The 14,651-nt window shown below is 73.3% G+C and carries 12 protein-coding genes and 1 pseudogene; 6 read left to right on the forward strand and 7 right to left on the reverse strand.

Annotation, left to right across the window (positions count from 1 at the left end; all coding sequences use genetic code 11):
* Positions 1-31 precede the first annotated feature (31 nt).
* Positions 32-2,716: an nSTAND1 domain-containing NTPase gene (locus ACQPYE_RS23405; protein WP_498714487.1), complete on the reverse strand. Its 2,685-nt coding sequence runs from the start codon at positions 2,714-2,716 to the stop codon at positions 32-34.
* Between the two features lie 312 nt (positions 2,717-3,028).
* On the opposite strand from ACQPYE_RS23405, the gene ACQPYE_RS23410 reads away from it, so the two are divergent.
* A complete protein-coding gene (locus ACQPYE_RS23410) occupies positions 3,029-4,156 on the forward strand; it encodes a lytic polysaccharide monooxygenase auxiliary activity family 9 protein (RefSeq protein WP_498714489.1) in 1,128 nt (375 codons plus the stop codon).
* A 75-nt stretch (positions 4,157-4,231) separates the two neighbouring features.
* Here ACQPYE_RS23410 and ACQPYE_RS23415 read toward each other — a convergent pair whose 3' ends face one another.
* Complete coding sequence (locus ACQPYE_RS23415; protein WP_498714490.1) at positions 4,232-5,056, reverse strand: SDR family NAD(P)-dependent oxidoreductase; 825 nt, start codon at positions 5,054-5,056, stop codon at positions 4,232-4,234.
* 111 nt (positions 5,057-5,167) lie between these two features.
* Between ACQPYE_RS23415 and ACQPYE_RS23420 the strand changes: the two genes are divergently transcribed.
* On the forward strand, positions 5,168-5,767 hold the full coding sequence (locus ACQPYE_RS23420; RefSeq protein WP_498714492.1) for a TetR/AcrR family transcriptional regulator: 600 nt from the start codon (positions 5,168-5,170) through the stop codon (positions 5,765-5,767).
* A gap of 14 nt (positions 5,768-5,781) precedes the next feature.
* On the opposite strand, the pseudogene ACQPYE_RS23425 reads toward ACQPYE_RS23420, so the two are convergent.
* Positions 5,782-6,252: pseudogene (locus ACQPYE_RS23425) on the reverse strand (DUF2000 family protein); the annotation flags it as partial.
* Here ACQPYE_RS23425 and ACQPYE_RS23430 point away from each other — a divergent pair.
* Positions 6,239-7,045: an AraC family transcriptional regulator gene (locus ACQPYE_RS23430; protein WP_498714494.1), complete on the forward strand. Its 807-nt coding sequence runs from the start codon at positions 6,239-6,241 to the stop codon at positions 7,043-7,045. The pseudogene ACQPYE_RS23425 and the gene ACQPYE_RS23430 overlap by 14 nt on opposite strands.
* Before the next feature lie 10 nt (positions 7,046-7,055).
* Here ACQPYE_RS23430 and ACQPYE_RS23435 read toward each other — a convergent pair whose 3' ends face one another.
* A complete protein-coding gene (locus tag ACQPYE_RS23435) occupies positions 7,056-7,673 on the reverse strand; it encodes a hypothetical protein (protein ID WP_498714495.1) in 618 nt (205 codons plus the stop codon).
* A 166-nt stretch (positions 7,674-7,839) separates the two neighbouring features.
* Here ACQPYE_RS23435 and ACQPYE_RS23440 point away from each other — a divergent pair, with 166 nt between their 5' ends.
* Together ACQPYE_RS23440 and ACQPYE_RS23445 are read left to right on the forward strand one after the other, a co-directional pair.
* Positions 7,840-9,597: a glycoside hydrolase family 3 protein gene (locus tag ACQPYE_RS23440; RefSeq protein WP_498714496.1), complete on the forward strand. Its 1,758-nt coding sequence runs from the start codon at positions 7,840-7,842 to the stop codon at positions 9,595-9,597.
* Between the two features lie 4 nt (positions 9,598-9,601).
* Positions 9,602-11,611, forward strand: a complete 2,010-nt coding sequence (locus tag ACQPYE_RS23445; RefSeq protein WP_498714497.1) for a serine hydrolase — start codon at positions 9,602-9,604, stop codon at positions 11,609-11,611.
* Here ACQPYE_RS23445 and ACQPYE_RS23450 read toward each other — a convergent pair whose 3' ends face one another.
* The gene (locus tag ACQPYE_RS23450; protein ID WP_498714499.1) at positions 11,612-12,250 is read right to left on the reverse strand and encodes a TVP38/TMEM64 family protein; all 639 of its coding nucleotides are present in this window, start codon (positions 12,248-12,250) and stop codon (positions 11,612-11,614) included.
* A gap of 230 nt (positions 12,251-12,480) precedes the next feature.
* On the opposite strand from ACQPYE_RS23450, the gene ACQPYE_RS23455 reads away from it, so the two are divergent.
* Positions 12,481-12,831 carry a DUF6223 family protein gene (locus ACQPYE_RS23455; protein WP_498714501.1) on the forward strand — a complete coding sequence of 117 codons (351 nt, stop codon included), beginning with the start codon at positions 12,481-12,483 and terminating at the stop codon, positions 12,829-12,831.
* Here ACQPYE_RS23455 and ACQPYE_RS23460 read toward each other — a convergent pair.
* Together ACQPYE_RS23460 and ACQPYE_RS23465 are read right to left on the reverse strand one after the other, a co-directional pair.
* On the reverse strand, positions 12,750-13,487 hold the full coding sequence (locus tag ACQPYE_RS23460) for a response regulator (protein WP_498714502.1): 738 nt from the start codon (positions 13,485-13,487) through the stop codon (positions 12,750-12,752). The genes ACQPYE_RS23455 and ACQPYE_RS23460 overlap by 82 nt on opposite strands.
* A complete protein-coding gene (locus ACQPYE_RS23465; protein WP_498714504.1) occupies positions 13,484-14,590 on the reverse strand; it encodes a sensor histidine kinase in 1,107 nt (368 codons plus the stop codon). Before ACQPYE_RS23465 ends, ACQPYE_RS23460 begins: the two co-directional genes overlap by 4 nt.
* Positions 14,591-14,651 lie beyond the last annotated feature (61 nt).

Below are 14,651 nucleotides of genomic sequence, written 5' to 3' on the forward strand. Positions count from 1 at the left end.
GGGCGGGTGTCCGACCTCCCTCCCGGCGCCGTCACGGGCACAGCGGCCGTTCCGCCACCCCCGGGAAGTGCGCCGCCCAGTCGACGTCCACCAGTTCGGGGCACACCTCGCGGATCACCTGGTCGACGTCCACCGCGAGCCGCCACAGCGCGCCGCGGGTGTCCACCATCAGCAGCTCGCCGTGCTCGTAGCGCACCGAGCTGAACTCCACCCCCGGCGCGCGCAGCGACAGCGGTTCCCGACCGCTCAGGTGCCACAGCCACACCGAGTCCCGGTGCATCGCCGTGACGGCCCCGCCGTCGCGGGAGAACTCGACCACGGCCTGCTCCGGGATGCCGTCCGCCTCCAGCACCGTCCTGGTCCCGTCGAGCACCGTGAGGTGCGCGTCGTCCAGGTCGGAGACGGCGAGCACGCCTCCCGGACCCGCCACGAGCGCCAGTCGCGCGTCGCGGCTGAACACCGGGGTGACCCGCCCGTCCAGGGACCACGCCTCCACCTGCCGCCGATCGCCGTCACGGCGCGCCAGGACCACGCCGGTGCCGTCGTCCAACGGCATGGCGTACTCGACGCCGTCGACGGGCAGGCGGGTGCGGGTGGTGTCGCCGGGACGCCAGTGGACCGCTCGGTCGTCCTCGACGGCGGTCATGAGGGTGCCCGCCGCGTCGACGCCGAGGGGGAACGGCCAGTCGGTCATGGTGGTGGTGACGCGCGGCGCGGCGGGGTCGCCCAGGTCCCACACCTGGAACTCGTCGCGGTCGACGACCATGAGGGCGGTGCGCTCGTCGGCGCTGATCAGGTTCAGGAAACCGTTGGGCGGCACCGGCATCCCACCGGCCTGCTGCCGCTCCGGGCCGGACCAGAGCCGGATGCTCCCCGGCGACCCGAACTCGGGGCCGAACTCCTGGGTCACCGCGATGCGGCCGGGCACGCGCAGGTGACCGCTGCCCAGGGTGGTGGTGGCGGCGGCCGCGCGGGCGAGCAGCAGCGCGTCGCGGGACTGGGTGGTGGGGGCGACGCGGTAGGCGGCCAGGGCGAGCGCCGCCGCTTCGCGCGGGCGGGTCAGCAGGTCCAGGGCGTGGTCGGCGGCGCGCATGGACAGCGTCTGGTTGCGCTCGCGGGTCGCGGCGCGCTGGGTGGTGACCGCGTACCCGGCGGTGGCGGTGAGCAGCAGGACGAGCGCGGCGAGGCAGGCGACGAAGCGCCGCAGCCGGCGCACGCCACGCCTGCGCACCGCCTCCCGGTCGCGTTCGGCGGTCAGGCCCGCGTCGACGAACTCGCGCTCGGCCGCGTTGAGGCGGGAGGCCAGGCGGCGGGCCTGGTCGAGGTGGACGCCGCGGTAGAGCGCGTCCGGGTCGCGGTCGTGCGCGAGCCAGGCGTCGGCGGCGCTGGTGAGCCTGCGGTGGGCGCGCAGCTCCTCGCGGTCCTCGTCCAGCCAGCCCACCAGCCTCGGCCACGCGCGCAGCAGCGCCTCGTGGGTCAGCTCCACGGTGTCGCGGTCGAGGGTGACCAGCCTGGCCGCCGCGAGCCGGTCGAGGAGCGCGTCGCCCGCGTCGAGCTCGACGCGGCCGACCCGGCGGCGGGTGTCCCCGGTGCCGTCGCCGGGTGCGACCAGGCGTTGGAACACCTGCCGCGCCGCCTGCCGGTCCGGCTCGGGTAAGGCGTCGTAGACCTGTTCGGCGCTGCGGGCCAGGGCGTGCTCGACACCGCCCGCGTCCTCGTAGCCCGTCAACGTGAGCACCGCGCCACGGCGACGCCGCCACGTCTCGACCAGCACGTGCGAGGCGAGCGGCAGCGCGCCCGGCTGGGCGGCGACGTCCGCGATCAGGCGGGCCACCAGGGCGTTCTCCAGCGAGGCGCCTTGGCGGGCGGCGGGTTCGACGACCGCGCGGCGCAACTGCTCGGCGCTCATCGGGCCGACGAGCGCCTGCGAGCGGTGCAGCGCTTCGAGCAGCTCGGGGTGCCGGGCGCAGTGGCCGTAGAAGTCGGCGCGCACCCCGATGACGACGCGGGCGGCGCCGGCGGCGTGCGTGAGGGCCCGCACCAGCCAGCCGCGGTCGGCCTCCGGGCAGAGGGTGAAGACCTCCTCGAACTGGTCGACCACCAGCAGCAGGTCGTCGGCGGCCTGGCGCAGCAGCACGCGCAGGTGCTCGGGGTCGGCGGCGAGTTCGGCGCGCACCTCGACCGCGGACCGGTCGTCGGCGAGCGCCGCGGCCAACTCGGTGATCGGGTCCGAGCCGGGCGTGATGACCAGGTGCGCGTCCCACCGGGCGGCCAGGCCCGCGCGCAGCAACGACGACTTGCCCGCGCCGGACGCGCCGAACACCCCGACGAAGGGCCGTTCGCGCACCAGGGCCAGGAGCCTGCCCACCTCGGCCTCGCGGCCGAAGAACCGGTCGGCGTCGGCGACCTGGTAGGCGGCGAGTCCCACGTAGGGCGCGTCGCCGTCGGCCGGCCCCTCGGCGGCCAACTCGCGCCAGCGGGCCGTCCACTGCTCGACGTCTCCCCCGCACGCGCGGACGAACGCCCGGGTCACCGCCAGGCTCGGCAACCTCCGCCCCGCCACCGCCTCGGACAGCGCGGCGGGCGAGTAGTTCGCCAGGCGGCCGAGCTCGCGGTAGGACGGCAGCCCGGCGACGCGCCGCAACCGTCGCAGGTCGCCGGCGAACTTCAGCACCGGGGTGTCCTCTTCGACCAGTGGCCGTTCCGTGCGCGGCACCCTGTTCCCCCTTCGACGCCTTGAATCCTCCTCGGCGAAGATCACCGGTGGGCATCGACGCGGGTGATCGTCGTCCAGCCTCGTGTCACCTTGCGCAACGTTGCGCAAGCCCCCGAATGGCTCCAACCTCAGCGTCTGATCAGTCCCGCGTGCTCGGTCCACCTGGCCGCTTTGCGAGCCCGTAACCCGAATGGCGGATGCCGACCAGGTGGTACGACCTGACACTAACACCGCTCTGGGAGCGCTCCCAGAGTCGCGCGGAAGCACCCCCGCGGTTCCACGTCGTCGATCAACGAAGATTTGGCGGTACACATGCTTCGCTTCTCCCAAGACGTCCCCGACCGGCGTCGCCGGGCACCGGGCACCGCGGCGGAGGTCGCACCGGCCCGCGGCAAGTCCGCCGCCTGGCGGGCCGCCGCGGTCCTCGGCGCCTGCCTGACCCTGCTGGCGACCGTGCTGGTGACCTTCGGCGCGGGCAACGCCGCCGCGCACGGCGCGGTCAGCGACCCGCCGTCGCGCCACTACGGCTGCCACAACCGGTGGCCCAACGGCCCGTCCCAGCAGATGGCCACCGAAGACCCCATGTGCTACCAGGCGTGGCAGGCCAACCCGTCCGCGATGTACAACTGGAACGGCCTGTTCCGCGAAGGCGTCGCCGGCAACCACCAGGGCGCCATCCCCGACGGGCAGCTGTGCAGCGGCGGCCTGACCTTCGACGGCCGCTACGCCGCGATGGACAAGGTCGGCGCGTGGAACGCCCCGACCAAGCCCAACCAGTTCACCATGAACCTGAACGACACGTCCTCGCACGGCGCCGACTACATCCGCGTCTACTCCACCAAGCAGGGCTTCGACCCGAAGACCCAGGCCCTGAAGTGGGGCGACCTGGAGCTGGTCGGCCAGACCGGCAGGATCCCCACGGGCACCCGGACGCCCATCGAGGTCAACGCGCCCGGCCGCAGCGGCCACCACGTCCTGTTCACGGTGTGGCAGGCCAGCCACCTCGACCAGAGCTACTACGCGTGCAGCGACGTGAACTTCACCGGTGGTGGCACCACGACCACCACCACCCCGACCAGCACCACGACGACGACCAGCACCACCACCACTACGACCACGACCACCACGACCGGGGGCAACCCCTCGGCCGGTTGCTCGGCCACCTTCCGGGTGACCTCGCAGTGGTCCGGCGGCTTCCAGGTCGAGGCGCGCGTGACCGCCGGCGCCACGCCGATCTCCGGCTGGGCGGTGAGCTGGACGTTCGCCAACGGTGAGCGGATCAACTCCTCGTGGAGCGCGGCCCTGACCACGAGCGGGTCCGCGATCACCGCCCGCAACGCCGCTTACAACGGCGCGGTGGGCTCGGGCGCGAGCACCACGTTCGGTTTCGTCGCCTCCGGAACCGCGGGCGCCCCGGTGCTCACCTGCACCGCGTCCTGATTCGACTGACCGACTGACCGGCTGACCCGACCGGTCCGCCCGCTGCCACGACGGCGGCGGGCGGACCGGCCCGGGTCAGCCCGCCTGACGGCTGAGGTGCTCCCACTTGGCGAGCTCGGCCGCGCGCGCCCGGCTCATCTCCTGGACCATGCCGTAGGCCGCGCCGCCCAGGACCAGCCGCTTCGGCGGCTCGGGCAGGTCGACCACCCGCATCAGGACCGAGGCGGCCAGATCCGGGTCGAAGTCCTCGGACTCCCCCCACAGCCCGTTCAGCCAGGTGCGCAGGGGCGCGTAGGCGGGGTCCTCCCCGGTCGTGGTCAGGCCGAGGGTGAACAGGTCGGTGCGATACCCGCCGGGCTGCAGGATGGTCACCTTGATCCCGAAGCGCTCGACCTCCATGGCCAGCGCTTCGCTCATGGCGTCGAGCGCGGCCTTGCCCGCGCTGTACAGGCCGGTCGCCGCGAAGCCGCCGGCGGATCCCATCGACGAGACCTGGAGGATGTGGCCCGACCCCTGCGACCGCAGGAGCGGGACCACCGCCTGGTTCACCCACAGCGCGCCGAAGAAGTTGGTGTCGAGGTGGGCGCGGGCCTGCTCCTCGGTGACCTCCTCGACCATGCCGAGCAACGCGCCACCGGCGTTGTTGACGACGACGTCCAGCCTGCCGAACGCCGCGAACGCCCGCCGCACGCCGGCGACGACCGCTTGCCGATCGGACACGTCCAGCGGGAAGGCGACCAGCCTGCCCCCGGACTCGGCGACCAGGCCGTCCAGCGGCGTGGTGTCGCGGGCGACGCCGACGACCCGGTCGCCCGCCGCGAGCGCGGCTTCCGTGAACGCGCGTCCCAGGCCGCGCGAGGCGCCCGTGATGAACCAGGTGCGGGTGTGTTCGCGGGTCATGGCGTCTCCCCCATCTTGTGAGACGATACGTTCCGTCTCGATGCGGGAACCCTGACAGACCCGTCGGCGTAAGTCAAGACGAACCGTCTCGTTCCCAGTAGAGTGCCCACCATGCCCACCAGCCCCACGCCGAACAGCACGCGTCGCAGCGAACGCTCCCGGGTGGCGATCCTCACCGCGACGCGCGAGCTCATCGGCGACCTCGGGTACGCCAAGTTGACGATCGAGGCCATCGCCGCCCGCGCGGGCGTCGGCAAGCAGACGATCTACCGCTGGTGGCCGTCCAAGGGCGCGGTCGTCTTCGACTCCCTGCTGGCGCTGAGCGAACGGCCGGACGGCGGCGGCATCGAGCTGCCGGACACGGGAGACCTGGAGCACGACCTGAAGGCGGTCCTCCGCGCGACCGCGACCGAGTTCTCCGACCCGGCGTTCGAGGCCCCGATCCGCGCGCTGAACACGGAGATCATCAACGACCCCGACCTGGCCGCCGTCTACCGGGAGAAGATGGAAGGCCCGATGCGCGAGGCGAAGCGACGACGACTGCGCAGCGCCCAAGCCGCCGGCCAACTACCCCCCGACACCGACCTCGACCTCCTGATCGACCTGCTGTACGCGCCCCTGACCCAACGCTGGCTCCTGCGCTCCGGCCCCCTGGACGACGCCTTCGCCGACGCCCTGGTCACCACCACCCTCCGCGCCTTCCGCCCCTGAAGCCGGGCGTCAAGGTGCATCCGGGCGCCCTTCAGAGCCTTGTCGACCGCATTGCGCGGGCCGTGCACGCCGAGGCCCACGAGGTCCAGGGCGTCGGTGTGCACGGCTCGCACGGCGGCGCGGTTGTCCACGTCGTTGCCGGTGGCGAACAGGTCTGAGGTGAACACCGCCAGCGCCAGCCCCCGCGTGACCGCCTTCGCGTGCGCGGCGGTCAGCAGTTCCTTGCCCGCGGTCAGCACGAGCACCGGTTGGCCGAGCATCGGCAGGTACTTCGTGCCGTCCGCGTCCTCGTACGGCTTACCGACCGCCTCCGGCACGGCCGCGGTGAGACCGCTGGCGAGGAAGGCGGTCACGTTCAACGCCTGCCACGGCGCCAGGTCGTCCCGGAGCAGGACGGCGAACTTCGTCTCGAATCGTTCCACCGCCACACCGTCGCCGAACCGACCGGCGCCAGTCTTGTACGTTCTTGACGTGGGCCCCGACATCGCCGCGTGGCGGCCCGCCGTGCCCGGCATCGTCGAAGTGCTGCACGCGCGCTTCACCGACCACGCCTACCCAGCGCACACGCACGACGCGTGGACGCTGCTGCTGGTCGACACCGGCACGGTGACCTACGGCCTGGACCACCGCGAGCACGGCGCGCCACCAGCCTCCGTCACCCTGCTCCCGCCGCACGTGCCGCACGACGGCCGCAACGCGACGTCCGAGGGCTTCCGCAAGCGGGTCCTCTACCTCGACACGTCGGTCCTCGGCACGGAACTGGTCGGCGCGGCGGTCGACCACCCGGCGTTCGCCGACCCGGCGCTGCGCCTGCGCGTGCACCAGCTGCACGGCGTGCTGCACGGCGGCGACGAGTGGGAGGCCGAGTCCAGGCTGGCCCTGGTCCGGGACCGGCTGCGCACCCACCTCGCCCGCCGCGCGCCGGCGACGCCGGACGCGGAGCCCGGCCTGGCCCGTGCGCTGCGCGACCTGCTGGACGCGCACGTCACCGACGGCCTCACCCTGGCCGACGCCGCCACCCGGCTGGCCGCCGGCCCGGAACGCCTGGTCCGCGCGTTCACCCGCGAGTTCGGCCTGCCACCGCACCGCTACCTCACCGGCCGCCGGGTCGACCTGGCCCGCCGGCTGCTGCTCGACGGCCTGCCACCGGCCGAGGTCGCCCCGGCCGTCGGCTTCTACGACCAGTCCCACCTGACCCGGCACTTCCGCCGGATGCTCGGCACCGCACCGGGCGTCTACGCGCGATCGGGCACCTCACGCGCGTTCCACGACACTTAGCCGACGGACGTCACCACCGCGGCAGAGGCGTCGCCGGGTGGAGGACCGCCACGTTGTCCGACGACGGGACCAGCACGCCGTCCTCCGCATCACCCAGCACGACGTGAACGGCGGCGCCCGCGGTGTCGAACGTGATGTGGGGGCACCAGAAGGCCCGAGCCACGTCTTCCCAGCGGTAGTGCAGCCGGACGCCGGTGATCGGCGTCCCGACCACGGACGCCCAGGTGTCGGTGCGGTCGCCGACGCTCCAGATCGCCACATCCGCGTCCCTGCTGACGTAGGGGCCGAGCATGGCGACCTCCCGCAGCCCGATCCCTTCCCGCTCGCCCGGCGGGTCCCAGGTCAGCGAGAAGAGCGCACCGGACTCCACCTCGAACTCGACACCGAAGTCCACGGCGTCGAAGCCGGCGTGGCTCCAGGTGGGCTCCTCCCACTCGGCATCGACGTCGACCACCCTCGGCCCCCCGTCGACCAACTCGGGGCGGAAGTCCCCACGCCGGTAGTCGATCGTGTAGTAGCGGACCGCCCGGATGCGTTGCCCCACCAGCCGCTCGGTGTGCCGCCGCCGTTCCTCGACCTCGTCATCGGTGACCGCCCACGACCACAGGTCCCGCTCATTCGCACCCATACTGCCAGTCTCGTGCACCACAACGCCCTGATCCACGGGTTGTCGGCGGTTCCAGCGGTCGGCGGATCACCGCTCCGGTCATTGCCCCCCGAACGGGCGATGTCCGCGTCGGCGGTGACTGCGTACATTCGACCGGATCGGTGATTTCCTCACTGTAGGAGAGCGCATGAGGAAAATCTTCAACCGTCGACAGGTGCTCGTCGGCGTGTCGGCCCTGCTGCTCGGCTCGACCCCGGCGGTGGCGGCCGGGACAGGTGACGTGGTGGCGGACGCGTTGCGGCGGATGAGCCTGGAGGAGAAGGTCGGCCAGCTGTTCGTCACCTACGCCTACGGCTCGACGGTCGACACGTCCGACCCGGCCTCGGTCGCCGCCAACCAGCGCCAGCACGGCGTGGACAACGCCGAGCAGCTGATCGGGAAGTACCACCTCGGCGGCGTCATCTACTTCGCGTGGTCCGGCAACACGGCCGACCCCGCGCAGGTCGCGGCACTGTCCAACGGCATCCAGCGGGTGTCGTCGATCCCCGCCCTGGTGAGCACCGACCAGGAGTACGGCGTGGTGTCGCGGATCGGGAAGCCGGTCACGCCGTTCCCCGGCAACATGGCGCTGGGCGCGGCCCGCGACCCGGAGGCGGCGGGCGAGGCGGCCCTGATCGCCGGTCGGGAACTGCGCGCGATGGGCGTCAACCAGGACTTCGCGCCGGTCGCCGACGTCAACGTCAACGCGCTCAACCCGGTGATCGGCGTCCGGTCGTTCGCCGAGGACCCGGAGCTGACGGCCCGGCTGGTCGAGGCGCAGGTCCGGGGTTACGAGCGGGGCGGGGTCTCGGCCACCGCCAAGCACTTCCCCGGGCACGGCGACACCGCCGTGGACAGCCACACCGGCCTCCCGGTGATCGGGCACAGCCGCGAGGACTGGGAGCGGCTGGACGCGCCGCCGTTCCGCCGGGCGATCGCGGCCGGCATCGACTCGATCATGACCGCGCACATCGTGGTGCCCGCGCTCGACCCGGCCGGCGATCCGGCCACGCTCTCCCGGCCGATCATCACGGGCATCCTGCGCGACCGCCTCGGCTACGACGGCGTGGTCATCACCGACTCGCTCGGGATGGCCGGCGTGCGGCAGAAGTACGGCGACGACCGCGTGCCCGTGCTGGCGCTGAAGGCGGGCGTCGACCAACTGCTGATGCCGCCGGACATCGACCTCGCCTTCAACTCGGTGCTGGCGGCGGTGCGCGGCGGCGAGCTCACCGAGCGCCGCATCGACCAGTCGGTCCGCCGGATCCTGCGGATGAAGGCGAAGCGCGGCCTGTTCGACGACCGGTTCGTCGACCCGGCGAAGTTGCCGGAGGTCGTGGGCACCGCGCCGAACGAGCAAGCCGCGCAGCGGATCACCGACCGCACCACGACGCTCGTGCGCAACGCGATCCTGCCCCTGCGCACACCGCCTGCCTCCGTCTTCACCACCGGCTGGGGAACGACCGCCGACCCGGTGCCGCAACGGCTCGCCGCCGCCGTGGGTCGACGTGCCGCGACGGCGAACGCCCTGGTCACCGGCTCGAACCCGAACCAGGCGACGATCGACCGCGCGGTCGCCGGTGCGACCGCCGCCGACCTGGCGATCGTCGCGACCAACAGGGCGTGGACCGACGTCGGCCAGCAGAACCTGGTGAAGGCGCTGCTGGCCACCGGGAGACCGGTCGTCGTCATCGCGGTCCGGGACCCGTACGACATCGCGTACTTCCCGGAGGCGCGGAACTACCTCGCGACCTACTCCTACACCGAGGTCTCGGTGGAGTCGGCGGTGCGGGTGCTGTACGGCGAGCACGCCCCGGTCGGGAAGCTGCCCGTCACGATCCCGGTCGCGGGCGATCCCACGACCGCGCTGCACCCGTTCGGCCACGGCCTGACCTGGGAGGGCTGAGCCGATGCGCCGACTGCCGACCGCCGTCCTGTGCGCGCTGCTGGTCGCGACCCCGTCCGCGACGGCCGAGCCGGAGGCCGCCGCGAACCCGCCGTTGACCGTGATGACCTACAACATCCACACCGGCGTCGGCGTGGACGGCAGGCTGGACCTGGGACGGGTGGCCGCGGACATCACGGCCTCCGGCGCCGACGTGGTCGGGGTGCAGGAGGTCGACGTCCACTGGATGGCGCGCAGCGAGTGGCGCGACCAGGCGGCGGAGCTGGCGGACGCGGTCGGCATGGACGTCTACTTCGCGCCCATCTACGACCTGGACCCGGCGGAACCGGGCCGGCCCCGGCGGCAGTACGGCGTGGCGGTGCTCAGCAGGCACCCGATCATCGCGGCGGAGAACCACTCGATCACCAGGCTCTCCACCCAGGTCCCGAACCCGACGCCCGCGCCGGCGCCGGGCTTCCCCGAGGTCGTGCTGAACGTGCGCGGCGAACACGTGCACGTCTACGACACCCACTTGGACTACCGCGCCGATCCGGCGGTGCGCCGGGCGCAGGTCGCCGACATGCTGCGCGTGATGGCGGAGGACCGGGGCGAGGCGCGGGTGCTGCTCGGCGACCTCAACGCGCCGCCGGACGCGCCCGAACTCGCTCCACTGTGGACGGAACTGGTCGACGCGTGGGCCATGGCGAACCCGTCGTCCCCCGGCCTGACCTACCCGGCGGCGGCGCCGGCCAAGCGCATCGACTACGTCGCCGCCGGCTACCCGGCCCGGGTGCGCGAGACGCGGGTGGTCGCCACCGGCGCGTCGGACCACCTGCCGGTGGTGGCCGAGTTGACCATCACCCGGCGGCCCGGTTCCCCCTGGGACGGGCCGTTCCCCGACCAGCGCCTGCGGCACGGCACGCCGCGGCAGGCCGGTCTGGCGGCCGAGCACGTCGACCGGTTGGCGCCCGACGTCGAGGCGGGCGTGCTCGCCTCGCCCCAGGCCTTCCCCGGCGGTGTGGTGCTGGCCGCGCGCAACGGCGTGATCGCCCGCCACGCGGCGGTGGGCGACGCGCTGCGCTACGGGTCCGACGGCGTCGAACTGCCGCCCGAGCAGCGGATCCCGATGCGCGAGGACACCATCTTCGACGTGGCGTCGATCTCGAAGCTCTTCACCACCGCGGTCGCGATGCGGCTGGTCGAGCGCGGCTTGATCGACCTGGACGCGCCCGCCGCGCGCTACCTGCCCGAGTTCGCCCAGAACGGCAAGCAGGACGTCACGCTCAAGCAGTTGCTGACCCACACCTCCGGGCTGCCCGCCGGTCTGGCGCTCGGTTCGCACCCGACGGTCGAGCTGCGGCTGGCCGCGGTCTACGCGGTGGCGCTCCGGTCGGAGCCGGGCACGCGGTACGTCTACTCGGACCTGAGCCTCATCGTGATCGGCAAGGTGCTCGAACGGGTCACCGGCCTGCCGCTGCCCGACCTCGTGGCCGCGGAGGTCACCGAGCCGCTGGGGCTGCGCGACACCATGTTCAACCCGCCGGAGAGCCTGCGACCGCGCATCGCGCCGACCCAGTACGCGGGCGGCTCGCGCGGGCTGATCTGGGGCCAGGTGCACGACTCCACGTCCTGGTACCTCGGTGGCACGGCGGGGCACGCCGGCGTCTTCTCCACCGCGCGCGACCTCGCGGTCTTCGCCCAGGTGCTGCTCAACGGCGGGCAGCACGACGGCCGGCGCGTCCTGCGGGCGGACAGCGTCCGGGCGATGACGACCAACTGGAACGCGGCCATCCCCGGCGCCGCCCGCGGGCTCGGCCTGGACGTCGACAAGCCCGCGTTCATGGGCATGCTGGCCACCCCGTACACGGTGGGTCACACGGGTTACACCGGGACGTCGCTGGTCATCGAGCCGGGGAGCCGGTCCTTCGTGCTGCTGCTGACCAACCGCGTGCACCCGACGGCGGCCGGTCCGGCGACCAACCCCTACCGGCACGCCGTGGCCGACGACCTGGCCCGTGCCGTCCTGGACCGGTGATCAGCCCTTCGACCGCAGGAGCAGTTGCCTGCCCCAGACGACGCCCACCGCAGCCAGCACCAACCACGCCGCACCGGCCGCGATCGAGCGGGGCGAGTCGAGGTCGAGCGCGGCGTCACCGAGGGTCGCGGCCAGGGCGGTGGTCGGGAGGAGTCCGAGCGCGGTCCCGGCGGCGAAGGACCTCGGCGTGACCGCGGTGACGCCCGCGCCGTAGTTGGAGATCGCGAACGGGATCACCGGGAGCAGGCGGAGCACCACCGTGGCGGCCAAGCCGTTGCGGGCGAAGACCGCGTCGAGCACCTTCAGCCTGCCGGAGCCCAGCCACCGCGCCACGGACCGCCGCCCGAGCAGGCGTGCGACGAAGAACGCGATCAACGCGCCCGTGGTGAAGCCCGCCACCGCGATCACCAGTCCGGGCAGGACGCCGAACAGCAACCCGGACGCCGTGGCCAGCACCGGTTTCGGGAAGAACGCCGCCGTGCCCACCGCGCACACCGCGAAGAACACCAGCGGCGCCAGCACGCCGTTGCCGTCGATCCAGCTCCGGAGCTGCTCGGGGCCGGGCAGGTCGAGCACCGTGGCGGCGAGCGCGAGGGCCACCACCACGACGGCCAGTCCGACCACCCGCACGTGCCGCACAGCTCTCCCGGACTCCTCAGGCTCAACACCGCCATCGTAGGCCGGCCACCTCCACCAACCCCCGAGAGTCCTACCTCCAGGACTCTCGGGGTTGGGCGCCACTGCGGTGGTATGGCGAGAGGGCGGTGTACGACTCCGGTGGTAGGGCGATCGGCAACTCCGGCGTGACGACTCGCACCCTTCTTGGTTCCTACGCTGCTCGCACCTGTTGTCCGAGCGAAGGAATCCCGATGCTTGTCACCGATGTGCTTGCCGCCGCCAGTGTCTACACGATGAGCCCCGGACGGATCGGCGCCGGTCTCGGCGGGGTGCTGGGGTTGGCCGGCTCGGTGGTCGGGAGCTTGGCCCTGGCCCGACCCACCGGCCGCCTCGGCACGAGCACCGGACGCCGGGGAGCCCTCGTGTCCTTGACGACCGGGCTCGTCGGCCTGGCCCTCGGCGGGCTCGTCGCGGTCACTTCCGACAGCGGCATCGGGACGGGCAACGGCCGGGGCGGCGCCTACGTGGCCTTGGTGGTCGGGTTCGTCGCCGTGGTCCTCGGCGGGGTGGCGCTGGCACGGTCCCGTCGCGTGACCGCCTGATCGGTCACCCAGCCCGGAACGGTGAGGCCGGACTCGTAGGCGAGGATCACCAACTGGGCCCGGTCGCGGACCCGCGCCTTGGTCATGATCCGGCTGACGTGGGTCTTCGCGGTGGCCGGGCTCAGCACCAACCGCGCCGCGATCTCGTCGTTGGACAGGCCGGCGGCGACCAGCGCCATCACCTCGCGCTCGCGGTCGGTGAGCGCGCTCAGCCTCGGTCCCGGGTCGGGGTGCGTGGCGCGGGTGGCGAACTCGGCGATCAGCCGGCGGGTGATCGACGGCGCGATGAGCGCGTCACCGCGCGCCACGACCCGCACCCCGTGGATCAGCTCGGCCGGCTCGGTGTCCTTGACCAGGAAACCGCTCGCACCGGCCCGCAGCGCGCCGTAGACGTAGTCGTCCAGGTCGAACGTGGTCAGGATGATCACGCGGACGTCCGAGCTCGCGGTGATCTCCCGCGTGGCGGCCAGGCCGTCCAGCCCGGGCATCTGGATGTCCATGAGGACGACGTCGGGCCGCAGGTGCCGGGTGAGCCGCACCGCCTCCGCGCCGTCGGCGGCCTCGCCGACCACCTCGATGCCGTCCTCACCGTCCAGGATGGACCGGAACCCGGCGCGGACGAGGGTCTGGTCGTCGGCGAGCAGCAGGCGGATCACGCCGGCACCGGATCCGCGCGCAGCGGCAGGCGGGCGTGGACCCGGAAGCCGCCGTCCGGGCGCGGGCCGGCGGTCAGCGAGCCGCCCAGCGCCTGCGCCCGTTCCCGCATCCCGAGGATCCCGTTGCCGGGCACGCCCGGCGCGCCGGTGCCGTCGTCCTCCACTTCCACGAGCACGTCGTCGTGGTCGGGTCGGACCCGGACCACGGCGGCGGTCGCCCCCGCGTGCCGCGTCACGTTGGTGAGCGCCTCCTGGACGATCCGGTACGCGGCCAGTCCGACGTCGGGCGGCAGCGGCCGGGTCTCGGCGAGTTCGACGCGGATCTCCAGCCCCGACCGGCCCGCCGTCGTGACGAGGTCGCCGAGGCGGTCCAGGCCGGGCGGCGCTTCGCCTTCGCGGCGCAGCGCGTTGAGCGTCGTGCGCAGCTCGCGCAGGGTGTCCTTGCTGGTCTGCTTGATCGCGGTGAGCGCCTGCTCGGAGCGGACCGGGTCCGGGCGGTGCAGCGCGGCACTGGCCTGCACGTTGATCAGCGACAGGTGGTGGCCGAGCGCGTCGTGCAGCTCGCGGGCGATGCGCAGCCGTTCCTCGGTGGCCCGTCGCCGGGTCTCCTCCTCCAGCCGCTGCTCGGCGGCGAGGGTCCGGGCCCGCGCTTCGGCGAGGTAGGCCCGGCGGTTGCGGGTCACGCCGACGATGACCGCGATGAGCCAACCGGCGTGCAGGAACGTCGCGCCGTTGCCGGTCCGGTTGAAGCTGTCCGCGAAGGCGAAGGCGACGACCGAGGCGACACCGAGACCGATGGCGACGGCGAGGCGCCCCTCGTCGACGACGGTGTAGAGCGCCACGACGAACACGACCATGACCGGGCCGGGTTGGTGCAGCAACGCGCCGTACGCGCTGACGGCGGCCAGCGCCACCACGCCGACCGGGACGGGGTGGCGGCGGCGGAAGACCAGCGCGCCGGCGGAGACCAGCACGACGACCAGCGCCGCCCACTCGGCCGCGGTGCCGATGCCGGCCGACTGCACCACCAGCCCCAGCAGCGCGACCAGGCCGGCGGCGATCGCCACGGCGGTGTCCGCCGTCCGACCGCGCCATCTCGACATGGCCGAAGCCTAACCTCCGGCGGGTGCGCGGGAGGTCAGGCTTCGGCGAAGGCGGGGTGTC

The sequence above is a fragment of the Actinosynnema sp. CA-299493 genome, from assembly GCF_050946825.1.
In the GTDB taxonomy this organism is placed as follows: domain Bacteria; phylum Actinomycetota; class Actinomycetes; order Mycobacteriales; family Pseudonocardiaceae; genus Actinosynnema.